The organism is Paenibacillus sp. J53TS2 (assembly GCF_018403305.1).
Classification (GTDB): domain Bacteria; phylum Bacillota; class Bacilli; order Paenibacillales; family Paenibacillaceae; genus Fontibacillus; species Fontibacillus rhizolycopersici.
In genome coordinates this window covers 241,092-264,972 of the sequence record NZ_BOSK01000001.1, presented here as the reverse complement: position 1 = coordinate 264,972, position 23,881 = coordinate 241,092, and the positions used below count along the sequence as shown (strand labels likewise).

The 23,881-nt window shown below is 51.1% G+C and carries 27 protein-coding genes; all 27 read left to right on the top strand.

The features are described 5' to 3' along the window. Positions 1-33: 33 nt before the first annotated feature. The 27 genes from KJS42_RS01255 to KJS42_RS01125 all read left to right on the top strand — a co-directional run bounded on the left by KJS42_RS01255 (position 34) and on the right by KJS42_RS01125 (position 23,864). The gene (locus KJS42_RS01255; RefSeq protein WP_213621730.1) at positions 34-972 is read left to right on the top strand and encodes a MotE family protein; all 939 of its coding nucleotides are present in this window, start codon (positions 34-36) and stop codon (positions 970-972) included. A gap of 41 nt (positions 973-1,013) precedes the next feature. Beyond that, entirely contained in the window at positions 1,014-2,441 is a 1,428-nt protein-coding gene (locus tag KJS42_RS01250) for a flagellar hook-length control protein FliK (RefSeq protein WP_213621729.1), read from the top strand. A gap of 22 nt (positions 2,442-2,463) precedes the next feature. Further along, positions 2,464-2,967, top strand: coding sequence for a flagellar hook assembly protein FlgD (locus KJS42_RS01245; RefSeq protein ID WP_193415212.1), 504 nt, complete (start codon positions 2,464-2,466; stop codon positions 2,965-2,967). Then, positions 2,964-3,344 carry a TIGR02530 family flagellar biosynthesis protein gene (locus KJS42_RS01240; protein WP_193415213.1) on the top strand — a complete coding sequence of 127 codons (381 nt, stop codon included), beginning with the start codon at positions 2,964-2,966 and terminating at the stop codon, positions 3,342-3,344. Before KJS42_RS01245 ends, KJS42_RS01240 begins: the two co-directional genes overlap by 4 nt. 90 nt (positions 3,345-3,434) lie before the next feature. Beyond that, positions 3,435-4,259 carry a flagellar basal body rod protein FlgG gene (gene flgG, locus KJS42_RS01235; protein WP_193415214.1) on the top strand — a complete coding sequence of 275 codons (825 nt, stop codon included), beginning with the start codon at positions 3,435-3,437 and terminating at the stop codon, positions 4,257-4,259. 77 nt (positions 4,260-4,336) lie between these two features. Next, positions 4,337-4,561, top strand: coding sequence for a flagellar FlbD family protein (locus KJS42_RS01230; RefSeq protein ID WP_155607315.1), 225 nt, complete (start codon positions 4,337-4,339; stop codon positions 4,559-4,561). Continuing rightward, positions 4,558-5,031 carry a flagellar basal body-associated FliL family protein gene (locus KJS42_RS01225; protein ID WP_193415215.1) on the top strand — a complete coding sequence of 158 codons (474 nt, stop codon included), beginning with the start codon at positions 4,558-4,560 and terminating at the stop codon, positions 5,029-5,031. The genes KJS42_RS01230 and KJS42_RS01225 overlap by 4 nt, the downstream gene beginning before the upstream one ends. A gap of 43 nt (positions 5,032-5,074) precedes the next feature. Then, positions 5,075-6,076 (top strand): flagellar motor switch protein FliM, encoded by a 1,002-nt coding sequence (gene fliM / locus KJS42_RS01220; RefSeq protein WP_193415216.1) that lies wholly within the window; start codon positions 5,075-5,077, stop codon positions 6,074-6,076. Then, positions 6,063-7,295 carry a flagellar motor switch phosphatase FliY gene (fliY, locus tag KJS42_RS01215; protein WP_193415217.1) on the top strand — a complete coding sequence of 411 codons (1,233 nt, stop codon included), beginning with the start codon at positions 6,063-6,065 and terminating at the stop codon, positions 7,293-7,295. The genes fliM and fliY overlap by 14 nt, the downstream gene beginning before the upstream one ends. 27 nt (positions 7,296-7,322) lie before the next feature. Continuing rightward, positions 7,323-7,688: a response regulator gene (locus KJS42_RS01210; protein ID WP_009223016.1), complete on the top strand. Its 366-nt coding sequence runs from the start codon at positions 7,323-7,325 to the stop codon at positions 7,686-7,688. A gap of 8 nt (positions 7,689-7,696) precedes the next feature. Further along, complete coding sequence (locus KJS42_RS01205; RefSeq protein WP_213621728.1) at positions 7,697-8,236, top strand: FliO/MopB family protein; 540 nt, start codon at positions 7,697-7,699, stop codon at positions 8,234-8,236. Further along, positions 8,233-9,000: a flagellar type III secretion system pore protein FliP gene (gene fliP, locus KJS42_RS01200; RefSeq protein WP_193415218.1), complete on the top strand. Its 768-nt coding sequence runs from the start codon at positions 8,233-8,235 to the stop codon at positions 8,998-9,000. The genes KJS42_RS01205 and fliP overlap by 4 nt, the downstream gene beginning before the upstream one ends. Positions 9,001-9,038: 38 nt before the next feature. Next, positions 9,039-9,308 carry a flagellar biosynthesis protein FliQ gene (fliQ, locus tag KJS42_RS01195; protein WP_059045330.1) on the top strand — a complete coding sequence of 90 codons (270 nt, stop codon included), beginning with the start codon at positions 9,039-9,041 and terminating at the stop codon, positions 9,306-9,308. A 12-nt stretch (positions 9,309-9,320) separates the two neighbouring features. Then, positions 9,321-10,109, top strand: coding sequence for a flagellar biosynthetic protein FliR (gene fliR, locus KJS42_RS01190; RefSeq protein WP_193415219.1), 789 nt, complete (start codon positions 9,321-9,323; stop codon positions 10,107-10,109). 14 nt (positions 10,110-10,123) lie between these two features. Beyond that, a complete protein-coding gene (gene flhB, locus KJS42_RS01185; protein WP_193415220.1) occupies positions 10,124-11,215 on the top strand; it encodes a flagellar biosynthesis protein FlhB in 1,092 nt (363 codons plus the stop codon). 21 nt (positions 11,216-11,236) lie between these two features. Continuing rightward, on the top strand, positions 11,237-13,273 hold the full coding sequence (gene flhA, locus KJS42_RS01180) for a flagellar biosynthesis protein FlhA (protein WP_193415221.1): 2,037 nt from the start codon (positions 11,237-11,239) through the stop codon (positions 13,271-13,273). Then, positions 13,270-14,685: a flagellar biosynthesis GTPase FlhF gene (gene flhF, locus KJS42_RS01175; RefSeq protein ID WP_213621727.1), complete on the top strand. Its 1,416-nt coding sequence runs from the start codon at positions 13,270-13,272 to the stop codon at positions 14,683-14,685. The genes flhA and flhF overlap by 4 nt, the downstream gene beginning before the upstream one ends. Then, positions 14,682-15,569 carry a MinD/ParA family protein gene (locus KJS42_RS01170; RefSeq protein WP_155607306.1) on the top strand — a complete coding sequence of 296 codons (888 nt, stop codon included), beginning with the start codon at positions 14,682-14,684 and terminating at the stop codon, positions 15,567-15,569. Before flhF ends, KJS42_RS01170 begins: the two co-directional genes overlap by 4 nt. A gap of 28 nt (positions 15,570-15,597) precedes the next feature. Then, a complete protein-coding gene (locus tag KJS42_RS01165) occupies positions 15,598-17,073 on the top strand; it encodes a protein-glutamate methylesterase/protein-glutamine glutaminase (protein ID WP_213621726.1) in 1,476 nt (491 codons plus the stop codon). Positions 17,074-17,101: 28 nt separating this feature from the next. After that, positions 17,102-19,180 carry a chemotaxis protein CheA gene (locus tag KJS42_RS01160; RefSeq protein ID WP_213621725.1) on the top strand — a complete coding sequence of 693 codons (2,079 nt, stop codon included), beginning with the start codon at positions 17,102-17,104 and terminating at the stop codon, positions 19,178-19,180. A gap of 32 nt (positions 19,181-19,212) precedes the next feature. Further along, positions 19,213-19,674, top strand: a complete 462-nt coding sequence (locus KJS42_RS01155) for a chemotaxis protein CheW (protein WP_155608034.1) — start codon at positions 19,213-19,215, stop codon at positions 19,672-19,674. Positions 19,675-19,710: 36 nt separating this feature from the next. Continuing rightward, the gene (locus tag KJS42_RS01150; protein ID WP_155608046.1) at positions 19,711-20,307 is read left to right on the top strand and encodes a chemotaxis protein CheC; all 597 of its coding nucleotides are present in this window, start codon (positions 19,711-19,713) and stop codon (positions 20,305-20,307) included. Further along, positions 20,297-20,794 carry a chemotaxis protein CheD gene (locus KJS42_RS01145; protein WP_155608033.1) on the top strand — a complete coding sequence of 166 codons (498 nt, stop codon included), beginning with the start codon at positions 20,297-20,299 and terminating at the stop codon, positions 20,792-20,794. Before KJS42_RS01150 ends, KJS42_RS01145 begins: the two co-directional genes overlap by 11 nt. Positions 20,795-20,796: 2 nt before the next feature. After that, on the top strand, positions 20,797-21,219 hold the full coding sequence (locus tag KJS42_RS01140) for a hypothetical protein (protein WP_155608032.1): 423 nt from the start codon (positions 20,797-20,799) through the stop codon (positions 21,217-21,219). Between the two features lie 15 nt (positions 21,220-21,234). Further along, positions 21,235-22,023 carry a FliA/WhiG family RNA polymerase sigma factor gene (locus tag KJS42_RS01135; protein ID WP_213621724.1) on the top strand — a complete coding sequence of 263 codons (789 nt, stop codon included), beginning with the start codon at positions 21,235-21,237 and terminating at the stop codon, positions 22,021-22,023. Between the two features lie 45 nt (positions 22,024-22,068). Then, positions 22,069-23,478 (top strand): flagellar assembly protein A, encoded by a 1,410-nt coding sequence (locus tag KJS42_RS01130; RefSeq protein ID WP_193415227.1) that lies wholly within the window; start codon positions 22,069-22,071, stop codon positions 23,476-23,478. A gap of 65 nt (positions 23,479-23,543) precedes the next feature. Next, complete coding sequence (locus KJS42_RS01125) at positions 23,544-23,864, top strand: hypothetical protein (protein WP_155608030.1); 321 nt, start codon at positions 23,544-23,546, stop codon at positions 23,862-23,864. The last annotated feature ends 17 nt before the right edge of the window (positions 23,865-23,881 follow it).

The following is a 23,881-nucleotide window of genomic DNA, read 5'->3' as shown; positions in this document are numbered from 1 at the left end:
CGCCCATACGGTTGTTCGAAGGAGGGAAACAAGATGGCAAAAACAGTACTTGATGAAGAATTAGAAGAAGAGTCGGGAGGCGGATTCTCGCGTTTTCTGTTCTTTATGACCCCTATTCTTTTTACGGTTGTCCTGTTAGGTGTGCTTTTAACCTTATTCAACATTGACTTCCGTAATACGCTGTTCGATTGGGGAAACCGGATTCCCGTTGTGAAGAATTTGGTCCCGGATCCTGAAGTTCCAGAGGGTGAGTTGAAGCAAGCTGCGGAGGAAGAACAGAAGCAGCAGGAGAGTACCGAGGCGACTGTGAAAGAACTCAAAGATCAGCTTGCAAAACAGCAGGCGGAGCTGCAATCGGCGAACCAGCAAGCGTCCCAGCAGCAGGAGAAAGTCAAAGAGTTACAGGATCAGCTTGCTACTGTTCAACAGCAAGAGAATGAACAGCAACAATCGACGGAAGCGGAAGCCTACCAGAAGGAAGTTAAGAAGCTGGCCAATCTCTATGCGGAGATGAGCCCAAGCAAAGCAGCGGCAATCTTCGACAAGCTGTCAACGGAAGAGACGCTGCAAATGCTGAGTGTGATGAGTAATGAGAGTAAAGTGGCCATTTTGGAAAAGATGGATCCACAGAAGGCAGCCGATATTTCGATCAAGCTGAAGGATGTCAATACGTCCGAGGATTTGGCGATCGCCGCACTGCAGTCCAGACTCAAAATGGAATCGGCTGCGGATGCTGCCGCCGCCACAACCGGAACAGGGCTGGATGATACCGAGCTCAGTCAGACTTTCTCATCGATGGCTGCGGCAGATGCCGCCAAACTCATTCTTCAAACGTATAAGCTGAGTCCGGAAAAGGGACTTAAGATCATGAAGTCGGTCAATGGAACCACTCGATCGAAAATTTTGGCGGAAATGGCCAAAACCGATGAGAAAACGTCGGTGAAGATCTTGAATCAATTGGTTAGCAAGTGAATATGGACTGAAAATTACTCTTGAAAGGAGGTGAGAACAAGATGAATCAAACCGTAACTCAAGTAAATGGAAGCAAAGCGGGATCTGTTAATTCGTTATGGTATGGATCGGCAGGCAAGTCGGAAGTTACGCCTAATACGGCATTGTCTTTTGACCAGAAGCTCCTTTCCATGCTGCTCGGCAATGCTCAGCCACAGGAAGGACAAACTTCTGCCCAACTGCTGACCTTGGCTGGACTTCAGAAAACCACAGAAGCGGCTACATCCGACGCAACGGACAGTACGCTAGCAGCCATGATCGAAGGACTGCTGCAGCAGCTGCCGAAATTGGATGAAGCGCTTCAAGCGGACCCATCGTTGATGGCGGCATTGCAAGGCTGGCTACAAAATGTCCAGACCTTATTACAGCAGACGAACACGACTCCAACGTCGGGAGCAGTGGTGGCTGAAGAAGCTAATGTACTGCCGGCGCTGGCGCAACAGCCAGAGACGATGCGTTTTGCGGTACAGGATGCGTTGGTGCAATTGTTGGCTGCAATGGAATCGAATACCGATGCCGCGAAGCTGACATCGAGCGCGCAAGGACAAGCCGGAGTCATGCTGGATACGCTGCAAGGGATGCTGGATACACTCCCTGATTCGGTCGAAACGAAGCTGAATGGCGGAAAAGGAACCGAATCGGTTGGAGGAATACACCCGCGAGTCCTTACGGCAAATCAAGGTGCAGGAGCTAACCCACAAGGCAGCTCGGGCGGCGATATGCTAAATCAAGGGAATGCACAGACCGCTCAGCACAGCACAAAGACAGGCAGCAATACGGCAGCAGTTCACGCGATTTACTCAGCGCTTGAAACCGATACGGCAGTTGACGACCTAACGATGGAACCTAAAGAACACGAGGATTCCGTTCCAACAGGACAAATCGTGACCGCGGGACAACTTGCGATCCGGGATAGCGGCATCATTTCCGTCAAGCATGTAGCCAAGCCGGTTCCGGTTGAACAGTTCGCCAAAGAAATGAGCGGTTTCCTGGTTAACAAGCTGGATATCGTGAATCTGAAAGGCGTATCTGAAGCGAGAATCTCGCTTTATCCGGAGCATTTAGGACAAGTTGACGTACGAATTACGATGCAAAACGGGCAATTAACCGCCCAATTCATGACAGAGCATGCTTTTGCCAAGGAATCTCTGGAGCAGCAAATGGCGCAACTGAGAACGGCGTTACAGTCCCAGGGGCTTCAGGTGAACAAGTTGGAAGTCACGCAAAACTCGGCACTATCGTCCCATATGTACCATGATGGTCGCCAGTCCGGCAGCGGAGCGGGGCAGCAGCAAAGTGAAAAACGCCGTCCACTGATGGAGGACGATACTCTGGCCATTCATGATATGAATGAGGAATGGAACGAGTGGGTTGCCGAGGTCAGAGCCAAGGAGCAAAACTACGGCAGTTCCTTTGTCGCTAGAGCATAAAAAGCAGAAAGGAGGTACCTCCGTGGCAGATACGTATTCACCTTCAGTGATGTGGCCGAATTATTCGCAGAACAATGTTCAGAAGGCTAGCACGAAAACCAACGAAATGGGCAAAGATGCTTTTCTGAAACTGATGATGGCCCAAATGCAAAATCAAGATCCCTTATCCCCGATGGATAATACACAAATGGTCGCTCAAATGGCTCAGTTTTCCTCGGTAGAGCAACTGACCAATATCTCTGAACAGCTATCCAATCTAGGCCGATCATTAGGCAATGATTCCGGACTGATTGGGAAACAGGTGACTTGGGTCAGCTCAACCAAAACAGGTAACTATGATGTTGCGACAGGTCAATCCGAAGTTGTGGTTGAGAAGGAAAGCGGTATCGTTGATTCCATTATTGTTCGTGACGGTGTTCACTACGTCAAGGTGGGAGATAAGGAAGTTAAAATCTCCGATATCGAACAGGTTGGTGATCCTGCTGAGGAAACCGGCGGAGCTGGTCAAGGAGCGGACCCATCATGAACGGGCCGATCCGAGTAGGACAGCTGTACACAGGAAGAATCGGACCTAGTGCGCTGACGCCTAACAGAAACCATTCGACAGCTACGACGGGAACCAATTTCAAGGATATGCTGGAAGACCGGCTGGTCCATTTCAGCAACCATGCGGTGAAGCGGTTGGAACAACGCGGAATCGAACTGCAACCGGAGCAGTTGAACAAGATCGAATCAGCGATAGATAGTGCTGCTGCAAAGGGAGCCAAGGATTCCTTGATATTGCTGAAAGACATGGCCCTTATCGTCAATGTGAATAATCGTACCGTCGTTACCGCAATGGACGGCAGCAGTATGAAGGATAACGTATTCACGCAAATCGACAGCGCCGTCATCATCTCTTAATATGGCTGGACCGGTTACGGGAGCCATCGGCTGCGGATCGACTGAAGCAGCCAAAGCAAGTTATTTTATCACTGGAAGGAATGAGAACGCATGTTAAGATCTATGTATTCTGGCGTTTCCGGGATGCGCGGCTTTCAAACCAAGCTTGACGTTATCGGCAACAATATTGCGAACGTAAATACAGTAGGTTTCAAATCCGGACGCGTGATGTTTAAGGATATCATGAGCCAGACGGTAGCCGGGGTTACCGCACCGGTTGATGGCGAATCTGGTGGCGTTAACGCCAAACAAATCGGCTTAGGGGTATCCATCGGCTCCATCGATACGTTACATACCGGCGGCAGCGCGATGACGACGAACAATCCCCTGGATCTACGGATCGATGGGGACGGATTTTTCCTCGTTAAGCTGACGGCGGATCAAGAGGTTCCTTTCCTGACTCGTGCGGGAGACTTTCATTTGGATGCATCTGGCCAACTGGTTACTTCAGACGGTTTGCTAGTATGTAATAGCGATGGCGATGTCATTGAGCCCATCGATTTTGAAGCGGTAACCGCCTTTACGATCGCTTCTAACGGAACAATGATGCTGAAAAACGCCGAAGGTGGGACGGAAGCGGGAGCCGTCATCGGCGTGGCCAGAGTTACCAACCCGGAAGGCTTGGAGAAGATTGGAGGCAACCTTTACCGGGTGTCCCTGAATGCCGTAGCTGACGGCGAGTTGGCCTACACGAACCCGAATAATGCGGAAGCCGGGACCGGCGCTCTCGTCTCTGGACAATTGGAAATGTCCAACGTCGATCTGACGGGAGAATTTACCGAGATGATCGTAGCGCAGCGGGGCTTCCAAGCAAATTCGCGGATCATCACCACCTCTGACGAAGTGCTTCAGGAAGTAGTTAATCTGAAACGTTAAGCGAAGGGGTAGCCGGGGGGAGGGAACCCTTTCCCCGGCTGTTTCCCCCGCTTCCTTGATCGCCTAGGAGGGAAATCATGATTTCTGTTACACGCTTGAACGGTTCTCAAATGTGGCTGAACGCCATCATGATTGAGACCGTAGAAGAAACGCCGGATACTTACGTCACCCTGATCACAGGGAAGCGTATTATCGTGCTGGAGAAGGCGGCCGATGTTATTGCGATGATCCAAGCGTATTATCGGGATATCGGCATCCACGCAGCAACTATTAAAGTGCAACAAACGGAGGAATGGTCATGAAAAAAATGCTGCCTTGGCTAATCACGATTTTGCTTGCAATCACATTAATCGTATTGGCCGCCTTCCTGCTGGTGAATCAAATGAATAAACCCGCGCCTGGTACCGAGGTAAATGCTGCTGTCAATAGCGTAGCTGAACCGGAGAAATTGTCGGTGGACGAGATCGTGAAGGTCACTTCAACGCTCGACGACATCAAAACGAATTTGTCCGAGCCGGATTATGTTGTGGTCATTGATTTTGCTTTCCAATTGGATAATGAGGTTTCCAAGGAAGCCTTCGACAAAATCAAGGACTACAAAATCAAACCCATTATCATAAAAACGTTGGCGGATACCAAGCCGGAGGAATTGACAGGTGCATTGGGGAAAGACAATCTAAGCTCCAAATTGCTCAACCTGATCAACAAGTCACTGCCGGAAGGGAAATTGATTCAAATCGATATTACCGACTTCATCATGACGACAATCTAATTAATATCGAACGAATACGGATTTTTCTAAGGGGGTGAGATGTTTGGTTGATGTGTTGTCGCAGAACGAGATCGATGCGCTGCTTGCTGCGTTATCGTCGGGCGAAATGGACGCCGAGGAACTGAAAAAGGAAGAGACGCAGAAGAAGATCCGCTCTTATGATTTTAAGAGAGCGGTGAGATTTTCCAAAGATCATATTCGGAGCTTGACCCGGATACATGAGAACTTTGCCCGTTATCTCACCACCTATTTTTCAGCTCAGTTGCGCACGTTTGTACAAATTAACGTCGTTCAGGTAGAGCAGCTACCCTATGACGAGTTTATCCGCTCCATCCCGAAAATGACGATCTTGAACATTTTTGAAGCGGAGCCGCTTGAAGGAAGAATGGTGCTGGAAGTGCATCCCAACGTCGCTTTTGCCATGCTGGACCGGCTATTGGGAGGCCTCGGAGCGGCACCTTCGAAGATTGGAACGCTAACAGAGATCGAAACGATCATTATGGAGCGGATTTTCAGCCGTGCCTTTGAGAGCTTGCAGGAAGCCTGGAGGACGATCGTGGATATTAATCCGCGGATGGAGGGGCTGGAAACCAATCCTCAATTTATGCAAATCGTATCGCCGAACGAGACAATCGCATTGATTTCGCTAAGCACCAAAATCGGAGATACGTCAGGCATGATTAACCTATGTATACCGCATGTCGTGATCGAACCGATCATGCCTAAACTTTCGGTTCACCATTGGTTTGTCTCCCAGAAGAAATCGCGTGCACCTGAAGAAGTCGATGCGCTGCGAAATCGGGTGAACAAAGCCAAGCTGCCGATCATTGCGGAGCTGGGTGAATCTCAGATCACCATCCGCGAGTTCCTCGGATTATCCGTCGGTGACGTGATCTCATTGAACAAACCCGTTCAAGATGGACTGCAAATCCGTGTGGGGGACAGGTTGAAGTATATCGGTAGCCCCGGAACGATCAAAGATCGGATTGCGATCCAAATTGATGAAATTGTCAGCGAAGGAGTTGAGGAACTTGACGAGCAATGATTACTTGTCCCAGGAAGAGATAGACGCTTTACTAAAACAAGCCAATCAAGATACGGCTCAAGAGCCGACCATAAACGACGTACTGACGCCTTTGGAGCAGGACGCACTGGGAGAAATCGGGAACATTACGTTTGGCAGTGCGGCTACGGCGCTTTCCACTCTGTTGAATAAAAAGGTGGACATCACGACGCCAAAAGTCTCCGTCATTACGCGGGCCCAATTTGAAGCCGAGTTTCCAAAACCGCATGTGGCCATCCATGTTGAATATGTGGACGGGTTTGAAGGGATGAACTCGTTGGTCATCAAGACGAGAGATGCCCAGGTCATTGCGGACCTGATGCTCGGCGGAGAAGGGAATCCCGAAGAGGGAGAATTGAACGAAATCCATATTAGTGCCGTACAGGAAGCCATGAACCAAATGATGGGTTCATCGGCGACGTCGATGTCAACGATTTTCAACCGGTTTGTCAATATCTCACCGCCCGGCATCGATATCCTGAATATGTCTGACGGGCATGGGCTGAGCAGCTTGCCAGAGGCGGATCCGCTCATTAAAATCTCCTTCCGTTTAACGATCGGGGATTTGATCGATTCCACCATCATGCAACTGCTTACGGTTAAGTTTGCTAAGGAGATGGTGGACAGCTTGATCAGTGGGTCGGCATCAGAACCCAATACAGGCGCCATGGAAAGTGCTGCCGCCGCCGCGCCGCATGCTGAGCCAGCACCGCAGGCACCGGTTTACCAACAGCCGTCCCAACCCATGCAGCAGCCGCCAATGCAACAGCCGCCGATGCAAGATGGATATGGCTATGGGCAACCGGCGCCTTATGGATATCCGCCTCAAGGTCAGCCTTACGGCGAGCCGCATCATTATGGTGCAGCCCCGGGACGTAATTTGAATGTACAGCCTGTACAGTTCGCTAATCTGGGAAATCCATCCTTTGGTCATGTGGACGAAAATAATTTAAACTTACTGATGGACATACCCCTTAAAGTCACCGTAGAATTAGGGAGGACCCAACGGCAAATTAAAGATATCCTGGAGTTATCCCAAGGCTCCATAATCGAGTTGGACAAGCTCGCTGGTGAGCCCGTGGATATTCTTGTGAACAACAAACTGATCGCTAAGGGCGAGGTTGTCGTCATTGATGAAAACTTCGGCGTACGCGTCACGGATATCGTAAGCCAGTGGGACCGCATTCAAAAATTACAATAGTAGAAGTTTAGGGAGGATTTTATATCAATGGCTAACCGAATTCTTATCGTAGACGACGCAGCATTTATGAGAATGATGATCCGTGATATTTTGACAAAAAACGGGTTTGAAGTCGTAGGTGAAGCACAGGACGGCGCACAAGCCATCGAGAAATTCAAAGAGCTTCACCCGGATCTGATCACGATGGACATTACGATGCCTGAGATGGACGGTATTGCCGCGTTGAAAGAGATTAAGAAGCTGGACCCGAACGCGAAAGTGATCATGTGCTCCGCGATGGGACAACAAGCGATGGTTATCGATGCGATTCAAGCCGGAGCAAAAGACTTTATCGTGAAGCCTTTCCAATCCGACCGAGTAATCGAAGCGATCAACAAAACGCTTGGGGTGTAAGCTAAGCGATGAATAATCCGCAGGAGTCTCCCCCGTTTAATTCTGGGGATGTCAACCTTTGGGGGAACTTGTTTACCGTCATCGTAGTTCTGGGCCTAATCATTGCTTTAATCGTCTTACTGGTCCGCTTTCTTGGCAAAAGGAACCGGTATTTATCCCAGAGTCGTGCGATTCGTACTTTGGGGGCCATTGGCCTCGGACCGAACAAATCCCTGCAAGTGATTGAACTCGGGGGGAGTATCTATCTTGTCGGTGTCGGTGAGGATATTTCCCTGGTGGACAAAATATCCGGGCCGGACGAGGTAGCCTTGCTGGTGAATGCCTTCGCAGAAGAAGGAACGGAATTTGCCGGATTGTCGTCGACCTTATCCGGCTTGATCTCCCGTTTTCGCAAAGAACCGCCTCGAGAGGAAGAAGAGCTAGACGGAGTCGCTTTCCATGAGGTGTTTCAATCGCAATTACGGAAGATGCCGGACCGGAAACGGCAAATGGAGGAACTATTGCAGGATCCGGAAGAACAATCTACAGATCGGTCGAGGGATTCATGAAGAGAAAATTGTTGATTGTCAGCTTGATGTTGACGATATGGAGCCTACTCGCGGTCTCCATCGCATCGGCTGAACCGGTTGATCCGATTCCGAATATCGGGATTCAAATCGGGAATTCAGGCTCGGGCGGGGCGTCAGGGACGAGTTCATTGTCGATCATCTTAATGATCACGGTACTGAGCATCGCACCTGCGATCTTAGTGCTAATGACAAGCTTTACCCGAATCGTCGTCGTTTTGGGGTTTGTCCGCACCTCCTTGGGAACACAGCAGATGCCTCCGAACCAGGTGCTGATTGGACTTGCTTTGTTCTTGACGTTATTTGTAATGAGCCCAACGCTCTCTACCGTCAACGAGGTCGCGGTTCAGCCTTATATCAAAGGGGAAATTACCCAATCCGAAGCTTTGGACAAAGCAGCGGTTCCTATGAAGAAGTTCATGTACTCGCATACGAGAACCAAAGATCTTCAGCTGTTTATGGGCTATACGAAAATGGAAAAGCCCAAAAGCTACGAGGACATTCCAATTTCGGTTATGGTGCCCGCCTTTGCGATCAGCGAACTGAAAACGGCGTTTCAAATGGGCTTTATGATTTTTATCCCGTTTCTAATCATCGATATTGTTGTATCCAGCGTGCTCATGGCGATGGGGATGATGATGCTGCCTCCGGTTATGATCTCACTGCCGTTCAAGATCTTACTGTTCGTGCTAGTGGATGGATGGTATTTGATCGTCAAATCACTGTTGGTCAGCTTTAATACCTAGGAATAAGGGTATGGGTTCAGGGAAGGAGAACAGCGGTAATGAGTTCGGAATTTATTATCGGTTTGGCCGGACAAGCCGTTTATACCGTGTTGAAGGTCAGCGCGCCGATGCTGTTGATCGGTCTAGTGGTGGGGCTCTTGGTGAGTATTTTTCAGGCAACGACCCAAATCCAGGAGCAAACGCTTGCCTTCGTTCCCAAAATCGTTGCGGTTTTAGTCGCTTTGCTGTTGTTTGGTCCTTGGATTTTGACGACGCTGGTGGACTTCACCTATGGGATTCTAAATAACCTATCTAGTTATATCGGTTAGGTTACCGCAATGATGGATACTTTATTGCACGGAATTTCTACTTTTATGCTTATTTTTTGTCGAATGACAGCCTTTTTTGTAGTTTCACCGATATTTTCTTCTCGAACGGTGCCGAATACATTTAAGGTAGGCTTCTCAGGGATGATTGCGGTTGTCATTCTGTTGACGATTGGCCCGAATCAAGCGTTACCTAACGATTTGGGGTATGTGTTGTTTATTTTGCGTGAGGTGTTGGTCGGTCTGCTGATGGGATATGTCGCGAATCTGATCTTTTCGGTCATTCAAATGGCCGGATCCTTCATCGACATACAAATCGGTTTCGGGATCGCGAACGTGATCGATCCCATGACCGGAGCGGCGGCGCCTGTTCTAGGGAACCTGAAGTACATCATAGCTACGTTGATGTTCCTCAGCATGAACGGACATCATTATTTGCTGGATGCGGTCATACGAAGTTATAACTGGATTCCGTTGTCTAATGATCTGTTTCAGCAAATCTACAACGGGGATTTGGCCGAATTTCTCGTGCAAACCTTCAGCCAGGCGTTTTTGTTGGCATTCCAAATGTCGGCTCCGCTTATCGTCGCCTTATTCGTCACCGACGTGGCATTAGGTTTTTTGGCTCGAACGGCTCCGCAATTTAACATTTTTGTCATTGGCATTCCGGTAAAGATCATTGTTGGTTTACTTGTTCTGTTGGTGCTTGTACCTGGCTTTATCGTTGCGTTTCAATCTTTGTTCGAGGTGTTGTTCCGTGCGCTGCATGATCTGCTCGGTGCGATCGGACAAAGGCCGAAGTAGGATGGAGGATCGCTATGTCATATCGGTATTCGCTTGATCTGCAGCTGTTCGCCGGTGAAAAGACGGAAAAAGCGACTCCGAAAAAACGTCAGGACGCCCGTAAGAAAGGTCAAGTGGCCAAAAGCCAGGAATTGACCGGGGCCTTGCTATTGATGGCGGGCTTCTTATGTCTGACAGCATTCGGCGGTTATATCAAGGAACGGTTGGTCAGCCTGTTCGTCGACGTGTTCTATAACCGATTGTCGATGGAAGTGACGCAAACCAACGTGATGACCATGATGGGGGATTACACGGTTCAAGTGCTATTGTTGCTGGCTCCAATCTTCTTGGTCGTCGTGGTGGTGGCGATCGTTGCCAACTACGCACAGATCGGTTTCCTGTTTATCGGAGAACCGCTCAAAATGAAGTTTAGCAAACTGGACCCGATCAAAGGATTTAAGAACATTTTTTCCATGCGGTCATTGGTACAGTTTCTCAAGACCCTCTTTAAATTGCTGATTATAGGTTATCTCGTTTACTCGACGATTTGGGGGTATCGTGGAAGTCTTTCTGCGCTGGGACATTTACCGGTGGATGATACTTTTCATTTCGCAGCCCAGCTAACGATGAATTTGGGGATCAAAATTGCGGCGGCCTTGATTGTGCTCGCGGCCCTGGATTACATGTATCAGCGATATGAGCATGAGAAGAGCTTGAAGATGTCCAAACAAGACATCAAAGATGAATACAAGAAAATGGAAGGCGATCCGATTATCAAGGGGAAAATTCGGGAACGTCAACGGCGAATGGCTCTGCAACGGATGATGCAGGAAGTGCCGAAAGCCGATGTCATTATTACCAACCCTACCCACTTTGCGGTCGCTCTAAAGTATGACGGGTCTGAAATGGATGCCCCGCAAGTCATCGCCAAAGGGCAAGACTACGTTGCCCTCCGCATTAAAGAAATCGCCAAGGAACATGGCGTGATTACGATGGAAAACAAGCCGCTGGCACGGGCGTTGTTTCAACGAACCGAAATCGGGGATACAATCCCCGCGGATTTGTTTCAAGCTGTCGCCGAAGTGTTGGCTTATGTATACCGAATAAAAGGCAGAGCCAAATCATAATGGGATCGGAGGGGAACTAACGTGAAGAAATTTAAGGACCTATTTATTCTTGTTGGCATAATTGGCATCGTCTTGCTGATGATCGTTCCGATCCCGACTTGGCTGCTGGATATTTTGCTGATCATTAATATTTCGTTAGCGCTGATCATTTTGCTTGTTTCGATGAACACCAAGGAAGCACTGCAGTTTTCCATCTTTCCGGCAATGCTGCTCATCACGACTTTATTCCGTTTGGCGCTAAACGTGTCGACTACCAAGTTGATTCTGGGACAGGCCAAAGCCGGCCACGTGGTGGCCACCTTCGGTTCATGGGTTTCCCACGGGGAACCCGTTGTCGGTTTTGTCGTCTTCCTGATTCTCGTGGTCGTTCAGTTTATCGTCATTACCAAAGGCTCGGAACGCGTGGCCGAGGTTGCGGCGCGGTTTACACTGGATGCGATGCCAGGGAAACAAATGAGTATCGATGCCGATTTGAACGCAGGGCTCATTAACGAGCAACAAGCACGTGAGCGCCGCAGCAAGATCGAGCGGGAAGCGGATTTTTACGGCGCCATGGACGGTGCGAGTAAATTCGTTAAAGGGGATGCGATCGCGAGTATCATCATCCTCCTGATCAACCTGATCGGGGGCTTTATCATCGGGATGACGATTCACGGCATGAGCTTTCCCGATGCGCTTTCGACTTACTCGCTCTTGACGATCGGGGATGGCTTGGTCAGCCAGATCCCGGCATTGCTGATTTCCACGGCGGCCGGGTTGATCGTGACGCGCGCTTCCTCTGAAGGGAACTTGGCGGATGATATTACGGGTCAACTGTTTACCTATCCGAAGCTGCTCTATATCGTAGCCGGGACGATCGCCCTGCTAGGGACGTTTACGCCGATCGGGATATGGACGACTTATCCATTCGCCGGATTAATGGTTTTTGCGGCCCTTAAGATGCAGAAAAATATGGACCGCCGGCAAATCGAGCAGGAGCAACAAGAGGAGGAGCAACAAATCGAAGAGGTGCGCAGTCCCGAGAGCGTCATCAATCTGCTGCAGGTTGATCCCATCGAGTTCGAATTCGGATACGGACTTATTCCGCTGGCCGATACCGGGCAAGGCGGAGATTTGCTCGACCGAATCATTATGATTCGGCGCCAATGTGCGCTTGAATTAGGTTTGGTCGTTCCCGTCATCCGAATTCGCGACAATATTCAACTAAAACCGAACGAATATGTCATCAAAATTAAAGGAAATGTCGTAGGCGGCGGTGAATTACTACTTAATCACTATTTGGCCATGAGTCCCGGGATGGATGACGATACGATAACAGGTATCGAGACCCGCGAACCTGCGTTTGGTCTTCCGGCTCTATGGATCGACGAAGCGACCAAGGATCGGGCGGAATTGTCCGGTTACACCGTGGTTGATCCGCCATCCGTGGTGGCCACCCATTTGACGGAATTGATCAAGAAGCATGCGCATGAGCTGCTCGGCCGTCAAGAGACCAAAGCCCTGGTCGACAATCTCAAGGAGAACTATGCCGTGCTTGTCGACGAGTTAATCCCATCGGTACTGTCGATCGGTGACGTGCAGAAGGTACTGGCTAAATTGTTGAAAGAGAAGATTTCGATTCGCGATATGGTGACGATTTTCGAAACGCTGGCGGATTACGGAACATACACTAAGGATCCGGAAGTACTGACCGAATATGTCAGACAGGCACTCTCCCGACAAATTACGCAACAGTTTACCCAGCCGGGCGAAACGATGCGGGTCATTACCGTAGGACCTACCCTGGAGAAGAAGATCGCCGAGAGCGTACAGCAGACGGAACAAGGCAGCTATTTGGCGCTGGATCCGGCATCAACGCAAACGGTATTCCAGAAGCTGACAGAGCAAATCAACCGTTTAGTGCAAACGGGCCATCAGCCGATCCTGCTCACCTCGCCGACAATCCGGATGTATTTGCGGCAAGTTATCGAGCGGAGTATGCAGGACATTCCGGTATTATCCTACAGTGAGTTGGAACCGAATGTTGAAATTCAAAGTGTCGGGGTGGTGAATTTATGAGAGTCAAACGATATATCGTTGACACAATGCCTGACGCCATGTTGAAAATCCGCAGTGAACTAGGAGCGGATGCCGTCATCTTGAGTACGAAAGAGATGAAGATTGGCGGTTTCCTCGGCATGTTCCAGAAGAAGAAGATCGAGGTGATTGCCGCTACCGAGGGGAATGCAGCACCTGCGCAGAGAGGAAAACCGGCCATGCCGGTGACTCCGGCAAAGCCGCCGGGACCTGCTCCGGTCGCTCGCCAAACCGTACCGGAGGCTTATCGCAAAACGTCGCAATTGGTACAGTCGACCGCTTCCCCGCAAGTTGCGGCAGCATCCTCCGCTTTGACGGCGATCGGTTTGCAAGAAAGGGAGGAGCCAATCATCACCCCGATTCCTCCTATCGTAAAGCCGCAAACGGTTAGACCAGAAATACGCCAAGCATCGGTAGACACAGCGCCGAGCTCAGCATCGGCTCGGTTGGAGGCTGCGCTTCAAAGTGCAGCCGATCAGGAATCCACCTCAGCGCTACCTTTCCAAGATTCCGCTAAGGAAGAGCGCTTGCTCGAAGAGATTCGGCAAATGAAGATGTGGATCGGTCAGTTGGCCAAGAAGCAAGGCGATGGCCGAGAAATGCCGCCGAGCTTGCATTCCTTTCAACAGCAGCTCATGAACCAGGAAGTGAGTTCGGAGCTTACAGAGAAATGGATCGAAGAGATCTACGAGGATTGGCTAAGCTCCGGCAAAACTTTAAGCGGCGAAGAGATGAGAACCAAACTGCGAGCCATTGTCAGCAGCTTCCTGAATGACCGTATTGGGATGGGGATTGGCGATAACACGAGGATCGTTTACATTGCAGGACCTACCGGAGTAGGAAAAACGACAACCATCGCCAAGCTGGCAGCCGATCAAATCTTTCGATTGCACAAGAAGGTTGGGTTCATCACTGCAGATACTTATCGAATTTCGGCAATCGAACAGTTGCGAACCTATGCCTCCATCCTGAACGTTCCACTTGAGATTGTCCAATCTCCCGGGGATGTGCAGCGCGCGATGCAACGGTTAGAACACTGCGACCTCATCCTGATGGACACCGCAGGGAGGAATTATCTGAATGAGCTGTTCGTGGCAGAGCTGCATAGTTTGCTTGCTCCGTCGGATGCCAGCGAGACGTATCTCGTTCTCAGCTTGACCTCCAAAACACAGGATATGAAGCGAATCACCGAGCATTTTAGCAAATACAACTTGGATAAGGTGATTTTTACGAAGCTAGATGAAACGGAAACGGTAGGCTCGATTTATAATCTGTTAAATGAGTACCCTCTGAAGTTGTCATTCCTGACCAACGGTCAAAATGTACCGGATGATCTGCTTCAGGCAGATGGGAAACAGTTGGTTGATATTTTGCTGGGAGAATGGAAGCCATGAGCGACCAGGCCCAAGCACTCAGACAACTGGTATCGTCACATGTAGGCCCAGCGGAGTCAAAGTTCCGCAAAGGATCAGCCCGAATTTTGACCGTGAGCAGCGGCAAGGGCGGTGTAGGCAAATCCAACTTCACGTTGAATTTTGCCTTGGCCTTAAAGTCTTTAGGACGTAAGGTGCTGCTTTTCGACGCGGATATCGGAATGGCGAATATCGACGTTTTGATGGGCGTCAGACCGAGGTATAACCTGTACCACCTACTGAAGGGGGAAAAAGACATCACCGAGATCGTGGAACTGGGCTCGCATGCTTTACCTTTTATTGCGGGGGGCTCGGGACTTGCCGATTTGTTCTCCCTCTCCGAAGGGGATCTCAATTATTTCACTTCGCAGATCGAGATGATTTCTGAGGAGATGGATTTCATCCTCTTTGATACCGGAGCAGGATTATCTAAGGAAACGCTAAAGTTCATCACTGCGGCCGATGAATGTCTGGTCGTTACGACACCGGAGCCGACCTCCATCACCGACGCCTATGCATTAATCAAGGTCGTACACGGAATGGAGGCGGATGTACCGTTTCGGTTGGTCATTAATCGGGTCTCGGGGGAGCATGAAGCCAAACAGGTCGCCGATAAGATTTCACTGGTCGCGGGGCGTTTCCTCGACATGGATATCCCCACGCTTGGCTATCTCAGCGATGATACCCATGTGATGCAGGCGGTCAAAAAACAGGTTCCTTTCTCCATCGCTTTCCCCGGTTGCTCAGCAGCGCGAGACATTCAACGCTTGGCTTTGGATTATCTGAATGTTCCGCAAACCAAGTCGAGGGATACTTTATCGGGAATCAAGGGATTTATGCATAAATGGTTAAAACTAGCAAAATGATTCTTCGTGAAGGAACAGGGGTGGAACGTTGATGACTTATCGAGTGATGGTGGTAGACGATTCGGCGTTTATGCGTAAGATCATCTCGGATCTCATCGAACAAGAAGAGGCCTTTCAGGTCCAGGCGACGGCTAAAAACGGACGCGAAGCGATTGAACAGATCGCGCGGATCCAGCCGGATTTGGTGACCATGGATGTGGAAATGCCGGAAATGAACGGCCTGGATGCGCTTAAGGTTATTATGAAGGAGCATCCGCTGCCGGTGATCATGTTGTCGGGTATTAACGAGCAGGGCATGCGAGAGACGATCATGGCGCTGGAACTAGGCGCTTTCGACTTCATTCGCAAGCCATCGGCAACCACAAGTTCGCATGACATCGAGCAGGTGGGACGCGAGCTGCGCGAGCAGATCCACGCTGCGATGCAGGCGAAAGCGCGACGCGACGCCTGGACAGCGGCGCAGACGAGCGCGCCGGTGCCGCCTTCGGCAGGCAAGCTGCCGCAAGTGGGCCTTGGCGAGCCGAGGCCGCCGGCACAAGGCGCGGAGGCTTCCGGCCCTGGCAGCGCGGCGGCCGCTACTCCGGCGCCGCCCGCTGGGCGAGCGCTTGCCAGCGGCGGCTCCGCCGCGGCGCGCCAGCCGCTCGCGGGGCAGCCTCGTCCAGAGCCGAGGCTGCCCGCAGCGAACCCGGCCGCGCCAAGCGTCGGCCGGGAGGCCCCAAGCCGGCGCCCTGCGAAGGCGTCGGCGGAGCGCGCGCGGCCAGCGACGCGGCCCGCGCCATCGCCGGTCGGCGGGGCGAAAGCCGCCCCGCCGGCCCGGCAGGCCACGCCGCCGCCGGCTTCTGCGGCGGCGGAAGTGGCCGCCGCCCGTGAAACGGCGGGCGGCGCTGCCGCCAGAGGGCGGCCAGAGCTCCGCCGCTCTCCGGCAGGGTTCACCGATCTGGTTGCGATCGGTACATCTACCGGCGGCCCCAAGGCGCTGAAAGCGGTCTTGGAGAAAATTCCGGGCGACTTTCCGTCCCCCATCGTCATCGTGCAGCATATGCCGCCGAACTTCACCAAGTCGCTCGCTCAACGACTCAACAGCTTATGTGAATTGAACGTCGTTGAGGCTGAGGAAGGCCAGGAATTGCAGAGTGGTACGGCATACATTGCTCCGGGAGGTTTCCATCTGAACGTTGTGCCTGGTTCTGCGGGCGGTTACCGCGTCCATCTGACGAGAACCGAACCCTGCAACGGACATCGACCTTCGGTGGACGTCTTGTATGAATCGCTGCTCCCGCTGCAAGCGCTAAAACGTCATATCGTACTGCTAACCGGGATGGGCAGCGACGGGGCGAAAGCCATGAAGCGGCTGTATGACGCTGGCGTGACTTCCACCATTGCCGAGAGCGAAGAGACCTGCGTCGTATTCGGAATGCCGCGCTCGGCAATCGAACAGAAATGCGTCAGTCATGTATTACCGCTATACGAAATCGGCCCCAAGCTTGTACAAGTTGTGAAATAACGGAATCTCTTGGAGGAGGTGCCTCACCATGGACATGAATCAGTATCTATCCATGTTTATCGATGAGTCGAACGATCATTTGCAATCATTAAACGAAAAAATGCTGGAGCTGGAGAGCAACCCTGACGATATCAGCATCGTTCAGGTGATTTTTCGGTCGGCCCATACGCTGAAAGGCATGGCGGCGACAATGGGCTTCGAGGATTTGTCATCGCTCACGCACCAGATGGAAAACGTGCTTGACCTGGTCCGGAACGAAAAGCTGAAAATGCAGGAGTTTATTTTCGATACCCTGTTCAAGAGTCTGGATGCCTTGCAAATGATGGTGCAGGACATTACCCAAGGCGGCGAAGGGAAAGCAGACGTAAGCGAGATCGTCGCTTCGCTGCAATCGATCGTGCGCGGGGACTTCGCAGGAGGCGGAAGCTCCGCTGCGAGCAAGCCAGCAGCGACGGGGACAGCTGCTTCCGGCCCATCGGCCATCCAGCTGGATCAATATCAATTCTCCGTATTGGAGCAGTCCATTACGGAAGGACATAAAGTGATGTACATCGATGTGGCGATTCGGGAAGATTGCCAATTGAAGGCAGCACGCGCTTACCTCGTCTTCGACCTCCTGGAAAGATACGGGGAAATCGTGAAATCTTCGCCATCCGTTCAAGATATCGAGCAAGAAAAATTCGAACGCAGCTTCTCTCTTTATTACATAACGCAAAAAGAGGCTGCCGAGATCCAAAGCATGATCCTAAATCTGTCGGAAATCGATTCCGCCCAGGTTGCCCCGCTGGACCATGAGACCTTGGCGCAGCTCACTTCCGGTGTGAAGGAGACGGCCGCGACTGCGGAGGCCGCAGCCCCTGCGCCTACCCCTTCTCCAAGCAAAGAGGCACCAGCCAAACCGACTGCGTCTGCTGAGGCGAAGAATAATGCCCGCCCTGCAGGGGGATCCTCAGCTCCTTCCCGGACGATCCGGGTCGATATCGATCGCCTGGACGTACTGATGAACCTGCTGAGTGAGTTGTTGATTGACCGTGCTCGATTAGAGCAGCTAGCCGACGAAGTGAAACGCGGCGATTTGACGGAAACGGTCGAGCATATGAGTCGTGTCGGCAGCGATTTGCAGAACATCGTATTGAAACTGCGGATGGTGCCGGTCGATACCGTGTTCAACCGCTTCCCGCGGATGGTTCGCGATTTGGCAAAATCGCTCGACAAGAAGATCGACCTTCAGATCGTTGGTGCGGAAACGGAGATGGATCGCACGGTCATCGACGAGATCGGCGATCCCTTGGTGCATTTACTTCGGAATGCGGTGGACCACGGGGTGGAATCTACGGAAGAACGAATTGCAGCAGGTAAGCCGGAAACCGGAACGGTTCAGCTTCGCGCTTTCCACAGCGGCAATCACGTGTTTATCGAAATCGAAGATGACGGACACGGCATCGATCGTAGCAAGGTTCTGCAAAAGGCGCTCAAAAATGGCGTCGTGAAAGAAAGCGAAGCCGCCTCGATGACGGACGAGCAGGTGTTTATGTTGTTGTTCGCTCCGGGTTTTAGTACGGCGGAGGTCATCTCCGATATTTCCGGTCGTGGCGTTGGACTTGACGTCGTCAAATCCAAAATCGAATCCTTAAGCGGTGTCGTTTCTGTCGAATCGAAGTTAGGCTCAGGTACGAAGTTCTCGGTTCAACTCCCGCTGACCTTATCGATCATTTCGGCGATGCTGATCAAGGTTGGGACAGAAAAATATGCGATTCCGTTGTCCTCGATCGTCGAAACCGGCTTAATCCGACGCGACCAAGTTCGGGAAGTCCACGGCTATACGATGGTGGCTTATCGCGATACGCATATTCCTTTGATGTCGCTCGCCAAGTTGTTTGACATTCCAGGCTTCTCCGAGAACGACGAAGAGGAAACGGAAATCGTCGTCATTCGCAAAGGCGATCGGTTGGCTGCCTTAACGGTAGAAGATTTCATCGGTCAAAGCGAAATCGTTATTAAGAATCTCGGTAAGTACCTGCCATCGGTGCAAGGGGTTGCCGGAGCAACGATTTTGGGCGACGGCCAAGTTGCACTCATCATCGATCCGAATGCTTTCATTAAATAAGGCCAGTTTTACACTCTAAGGAGGGTTTCCACATGGGAGAGGAATTGAAAGTCATCGTATTTAAATTGGGTCATGAGGAATACGGTATCGACGTGGACAAGGTCCAAACGATTGAGCGCATGATGCCGATTACTCGCGTTCCCAAAACGTATGCGTTCGTCAAAGGGGTTATCAATTTGCGCGGCGTGGTTATTCCGGTGATCGACTTGCGCGGCCGGTTCGGACTTCCGGAGGCTGAATACAGCGATCAAACCCGGATTATTATCGTAGCGGCAAACGAGATGGAAGTGGGATTCATCGTGGATTCCGCAAATGACGTTATCGATCTGGATTCCGATCTGATCGACTCCCCACCGGATGTAGTCGGGGGCATCAAAGCCAAATATCTTCATGGGGTTGCCCGTATTTCCGAGGAACGCCTGCTCGTCATGTTGAATCTATCGGAAGTCTTAAGCCGGAAGGAAATCATTCAATTGGAAAGCTTAGAGGGCTAAACCGTGGATTTGTTCAAAGGGTTTGAAGACTTCAAAATGGACATTTTAAAGGAAGTAGGCAATATCGGAGCGGGAAACGCCGCTACCGCGCTGTCCAAGCTATTGGACAAGCCGATCGATATGGCCGTTCCCAAGGTCCAAATGCTACCGTTTGAAGCGATTGCGGATCGCGTCGGCGGTGCGGAGAACCTGGTGCTGGCGGTGTTCTTTCGCGTGGAAGGTGACGCGCCAGGCAATCTGTTCTTCATCCTAAGCCCAGAAGCGGCGAAGAAGCTGCTGCATCGTTTGGCCGGCATCACCGTGGAGAACGAAGAAACCTTCTCGGAGATGGAGTGGTCGGCGCTGTCGGAAATCGGGAATATTTTGGCCGGGTCGTATTTGTCTTCGCTGGCCGATTTCACTTCCTTGTCGATGTCGCCTACCGTTCCTGCCCTGGCCCTAGATATGGCGGGCGCAATCTTAAGTTACGGACTCCTGCAGTTTGGTGAAATGGGAGATTCCGCCCTGCTGATTGATACCACATTCATCGAAGGTCATCATGAGGTGGAGGGCCAGTTCTTCCTCATTCCTGATCCGGATTCATTCGCTAAAATCTTTGCTGCACTTGGGGTACCGATTGATCATGATCAATGAGCAATATATCGTTAAGGTAGGCATGGCCGAGTTGAATGTCATTACTCAGCAGGGACTGATACGAACAACCGGCCTAGGCTCTTGTGTAGGGCTGACTTTGTTTGACCCGCAGCTCAAGGTTGCCGGTCTTGCACATGTGATGCTGCCTTCCTCAGATATCGCCCGGGAAGGGGCGTTGAATATCGCTAAATATGCGGACACCGCAATTCCGGCGCTTTACCGGAAGTTGCTGGAGCTCGGTGCGGCGCCTGGCCGGCTCGTCGCTAAAATGGCCGGCGGTTCACAAATGTTTACCTTTGCCAGCAGCGGCGACTCGATGAGAATCGGTCCGCGAAATGTAGAATCTTGCAAGCAACAGCTGTCCGAGCTAAGCATCCCGTTGCTATCGGAAGATACGGGCGGCAATTATGGCCGAACCATCGAATTGGACAGCATGACGGGGATCTTATATGTGCGAAGTGTACAAATGGGGATAAAGGAATTGTAGCCATGCCAGGAAAATTGAGATATTACTTGTTGTCGGGCTTTATCGGATTTCTGATCACGTTTGCCGTTTCGGCGGGGAATAATTTGTTCATGACCAGCTTTATCCGGGGTCTCATTTCGTTTGCCGTCTGGTTTCTGCTTGCGTTTGCGGCAAGCTGGATGCTGGGTTTCCTGAAGGAAATGCCGGGAGATTATGCTCCGGTTCGCGAGGCAGGTTTGGTAGCCGAAGAGGGCATAGGCGGGAATCTCGACTTGTTGACACCTGATGAAAGTGAGCAGCTGGGCGATCTGTTAAAGCCTGCTCCGGCCGCTTCGGATGAGGAAATGCCATTTGCGCCACTGAATCCGCCAAAATTAGTAAAGACACCTGACGACAAAGATCCTGAAGAGCTGGTTAAGATCGTTCGTCACCTGACAGAACAATAAGGAGGGTGAAGGCAATTGAACGAGCGGAAGACATCCACTCTGAATCATGCCGACCTTTGGGAAAGTTGGAAAGAGCACGGCGATTTAGAGGCCAAGAAACAACTTATCGAGAAATATCTGTCAATTGTCGACTACGTTTCAGGACGTCTCGCTGTCGGCTTGCCCAAAAACGTATCCAAGGACGATCTCGCCAGTAACGGTGTCATGGGATTGATCGATGCGGTCGAAAAGTTTGATTACAAACGAGGACTTCAATTCGAAACCTATGCCTCTTGGCGGGTTCGGGGCGCAATTTTGGATGGCCTGCGGCAAGGGGACTGGGTTCCCCGATCCGTGAGAGAGAAAGCCAAGAAAATCGAAGAGGGATACCAGAATTTGGAACAGCAATATCTCCGCTCTGTCACTGATACCGAGATGAGTTCCTATTTAAATATCAGCGAGAAGGAATTTCAAAGCATGCTCCAAGATGTTGCCGTCATGACGCTTTGTTCCCTAGAGGATCCGATACGTGAAGAAGAATCGGAGACTCGTCTTACTTTACTCGTTGACGAAAAAGCAAAAAACCCGGATTATAAAGTCAGGGAGTTTTATCTGCGTGATTCCCTCGCGAAAGGGATCGAGAAATTGACCGAGAAAGAACGTACGGTCGTCTCCCTGTTGTATTACGAGGATTTATCCCTGAGCGAAATCGCCGAGGTCATGTCTTTATCACCCTCGCGGATTTCGCAGCTGCATTCCAAGGCGATATTGCGCCTGCGCGGCAGCTTGGAGAAGCAACGCGATCTGTTGATGCGTGAAGACTGACGGGTTATTTTTAAGCGAGTGTATGATGGAGGGAGGAACGGCTTCGTGGAGCTTCTGGATGATTTAAAGCAGATCCTGAGCGTGACGCTGAACGATGATAAGACGGTGGCCTATTTGCAGTTTTTAAAGAAGGAAGATGATTTTGCCTGTACGGCGGATGCGCTGCTTCAATTCCTGAAAAGCGAGGGCTTGAAGTTTGGAATTCAAGAGGATATCGTTAAGCGCTTTGCGGCGAATCCAAAAGAGTACTTTTTTAGCAAAACCCCGATTGCCATGGGTCAAGAACCGATTCACGGGGAGAACGGCTTTATCCGTCACGCGATTTCTCTGGATGATGACAATCAGCATCGACCGGTAGAATCCGAAGACGGTAAAGTGGATTTGAAGGATGTCACGCGGCTCAATAATATCCGTAAAGGACAACTGATCGCGGAGCTTGTGCCTCCTGTTCCGGGCCGCCCCGGCACGGCCGTGACGGGTGAACCGATCCCTTGCCGTGAAGGCAAAGAAGCCCGGTTCAAAATTGGTAAGAACGTCGTGTTGAACCCTGAACAAGTCGCGATGTATGCCGCAATTGACGGATTGGTGACGCGAACAGAGAAAGGCAAGCTGAATGTGTTCCCGGTGTATGAAATTAACGGGGACGTGGATTACAGTATCGGCAATATTGATTTCGTAGGAACGGTCGTTGTCCGCGGGAATGTGCTGACGGGTTTTCGTATCAGCGCTGCCGGGGACATTCGCGTCGTTGGCGGGGTTGAGGGGGCTGAATTGATCGCGGACGGTTCCATCGAGATTACCGGGGGCATTATCGGTTACAACAAAGGTCTGATCAAAGCGGGACATAACATTAAGAGCTCGTTCATCCAGGACGGTAACGTCCAAGCGGGTGAAGATGTGATCGTTTCGCAGAGCATTATGCACTCCAATATCCGCGCTGGACGTGACGTGATCTGCAGCGGAGCTAAAGGCTTGATCGTTGGAGGAAACATACAGGCAGGCGAGAAGGTGGTCGCGCGGATCATCGGCAACCCGATGTCAACAACAACCTCGATCGAAGTAGGGGCTTTGCCGGAGCTGCGGGGCGAGTTGCAGGAACTTCGCCAACAGGTGAAGGATCAGCTAGCTAATTTGGACAAGACGGAGAAGGCGCTTACTTTGCTGGATCAGCTCGCTTCTATGGGGAAATTGACCCCGGATAAGGTAGAGATGCGGTCAAAGCTTAATATGACCAAGAAATCCAATATGCAGGAATTGAACCTGATGAAGGAGCGAATGCTCTCGATTGAAAAGGCGCTCGAGGATACCGGCAAAGCTCGGGTTGACGTCCTTAAAATGATTTACGGCGGTTCAAAAATCGTCATCGGGAGATATACCAAGTATATTAAGGAGCCCATCTCGCGAATGTCCTTTTATTTTAGCGAAGGGGATATTTCCATGTCGGCTTACATCTAGTAGTGGCACTCATAGGAACGATATTCGAATTATCCATTCCCTTCGTTTTTAAATGAGGTGATCCCATGAATATGAAATCCGTGGAAATGCAAATCGCGGTCCCTCGGACCAGTGAGGCGGGACGTGTTCAGCATGATCAGCAGCATCGACCTCTTCTCGACCAAAGTCTGTTATCGGCTCAAGCCTTAAAGGACAGCGAGATAGAGCGCCGGCGAAGTGCCGGCGTGGATGAGAGCGCCCATAATACGACCGTAAGGCGGGAAGGAAATGGTTCTTTCGCGCGGGAACAGGAACACGGAGGCTCCGGGGACAAGTCGGATGAGCAAGGACAGGAGCATAAAGCGGAACACCCTTATAAGGGCCGGCATATCGACCTGTCTTTATAGAAGAGATCACATCAACG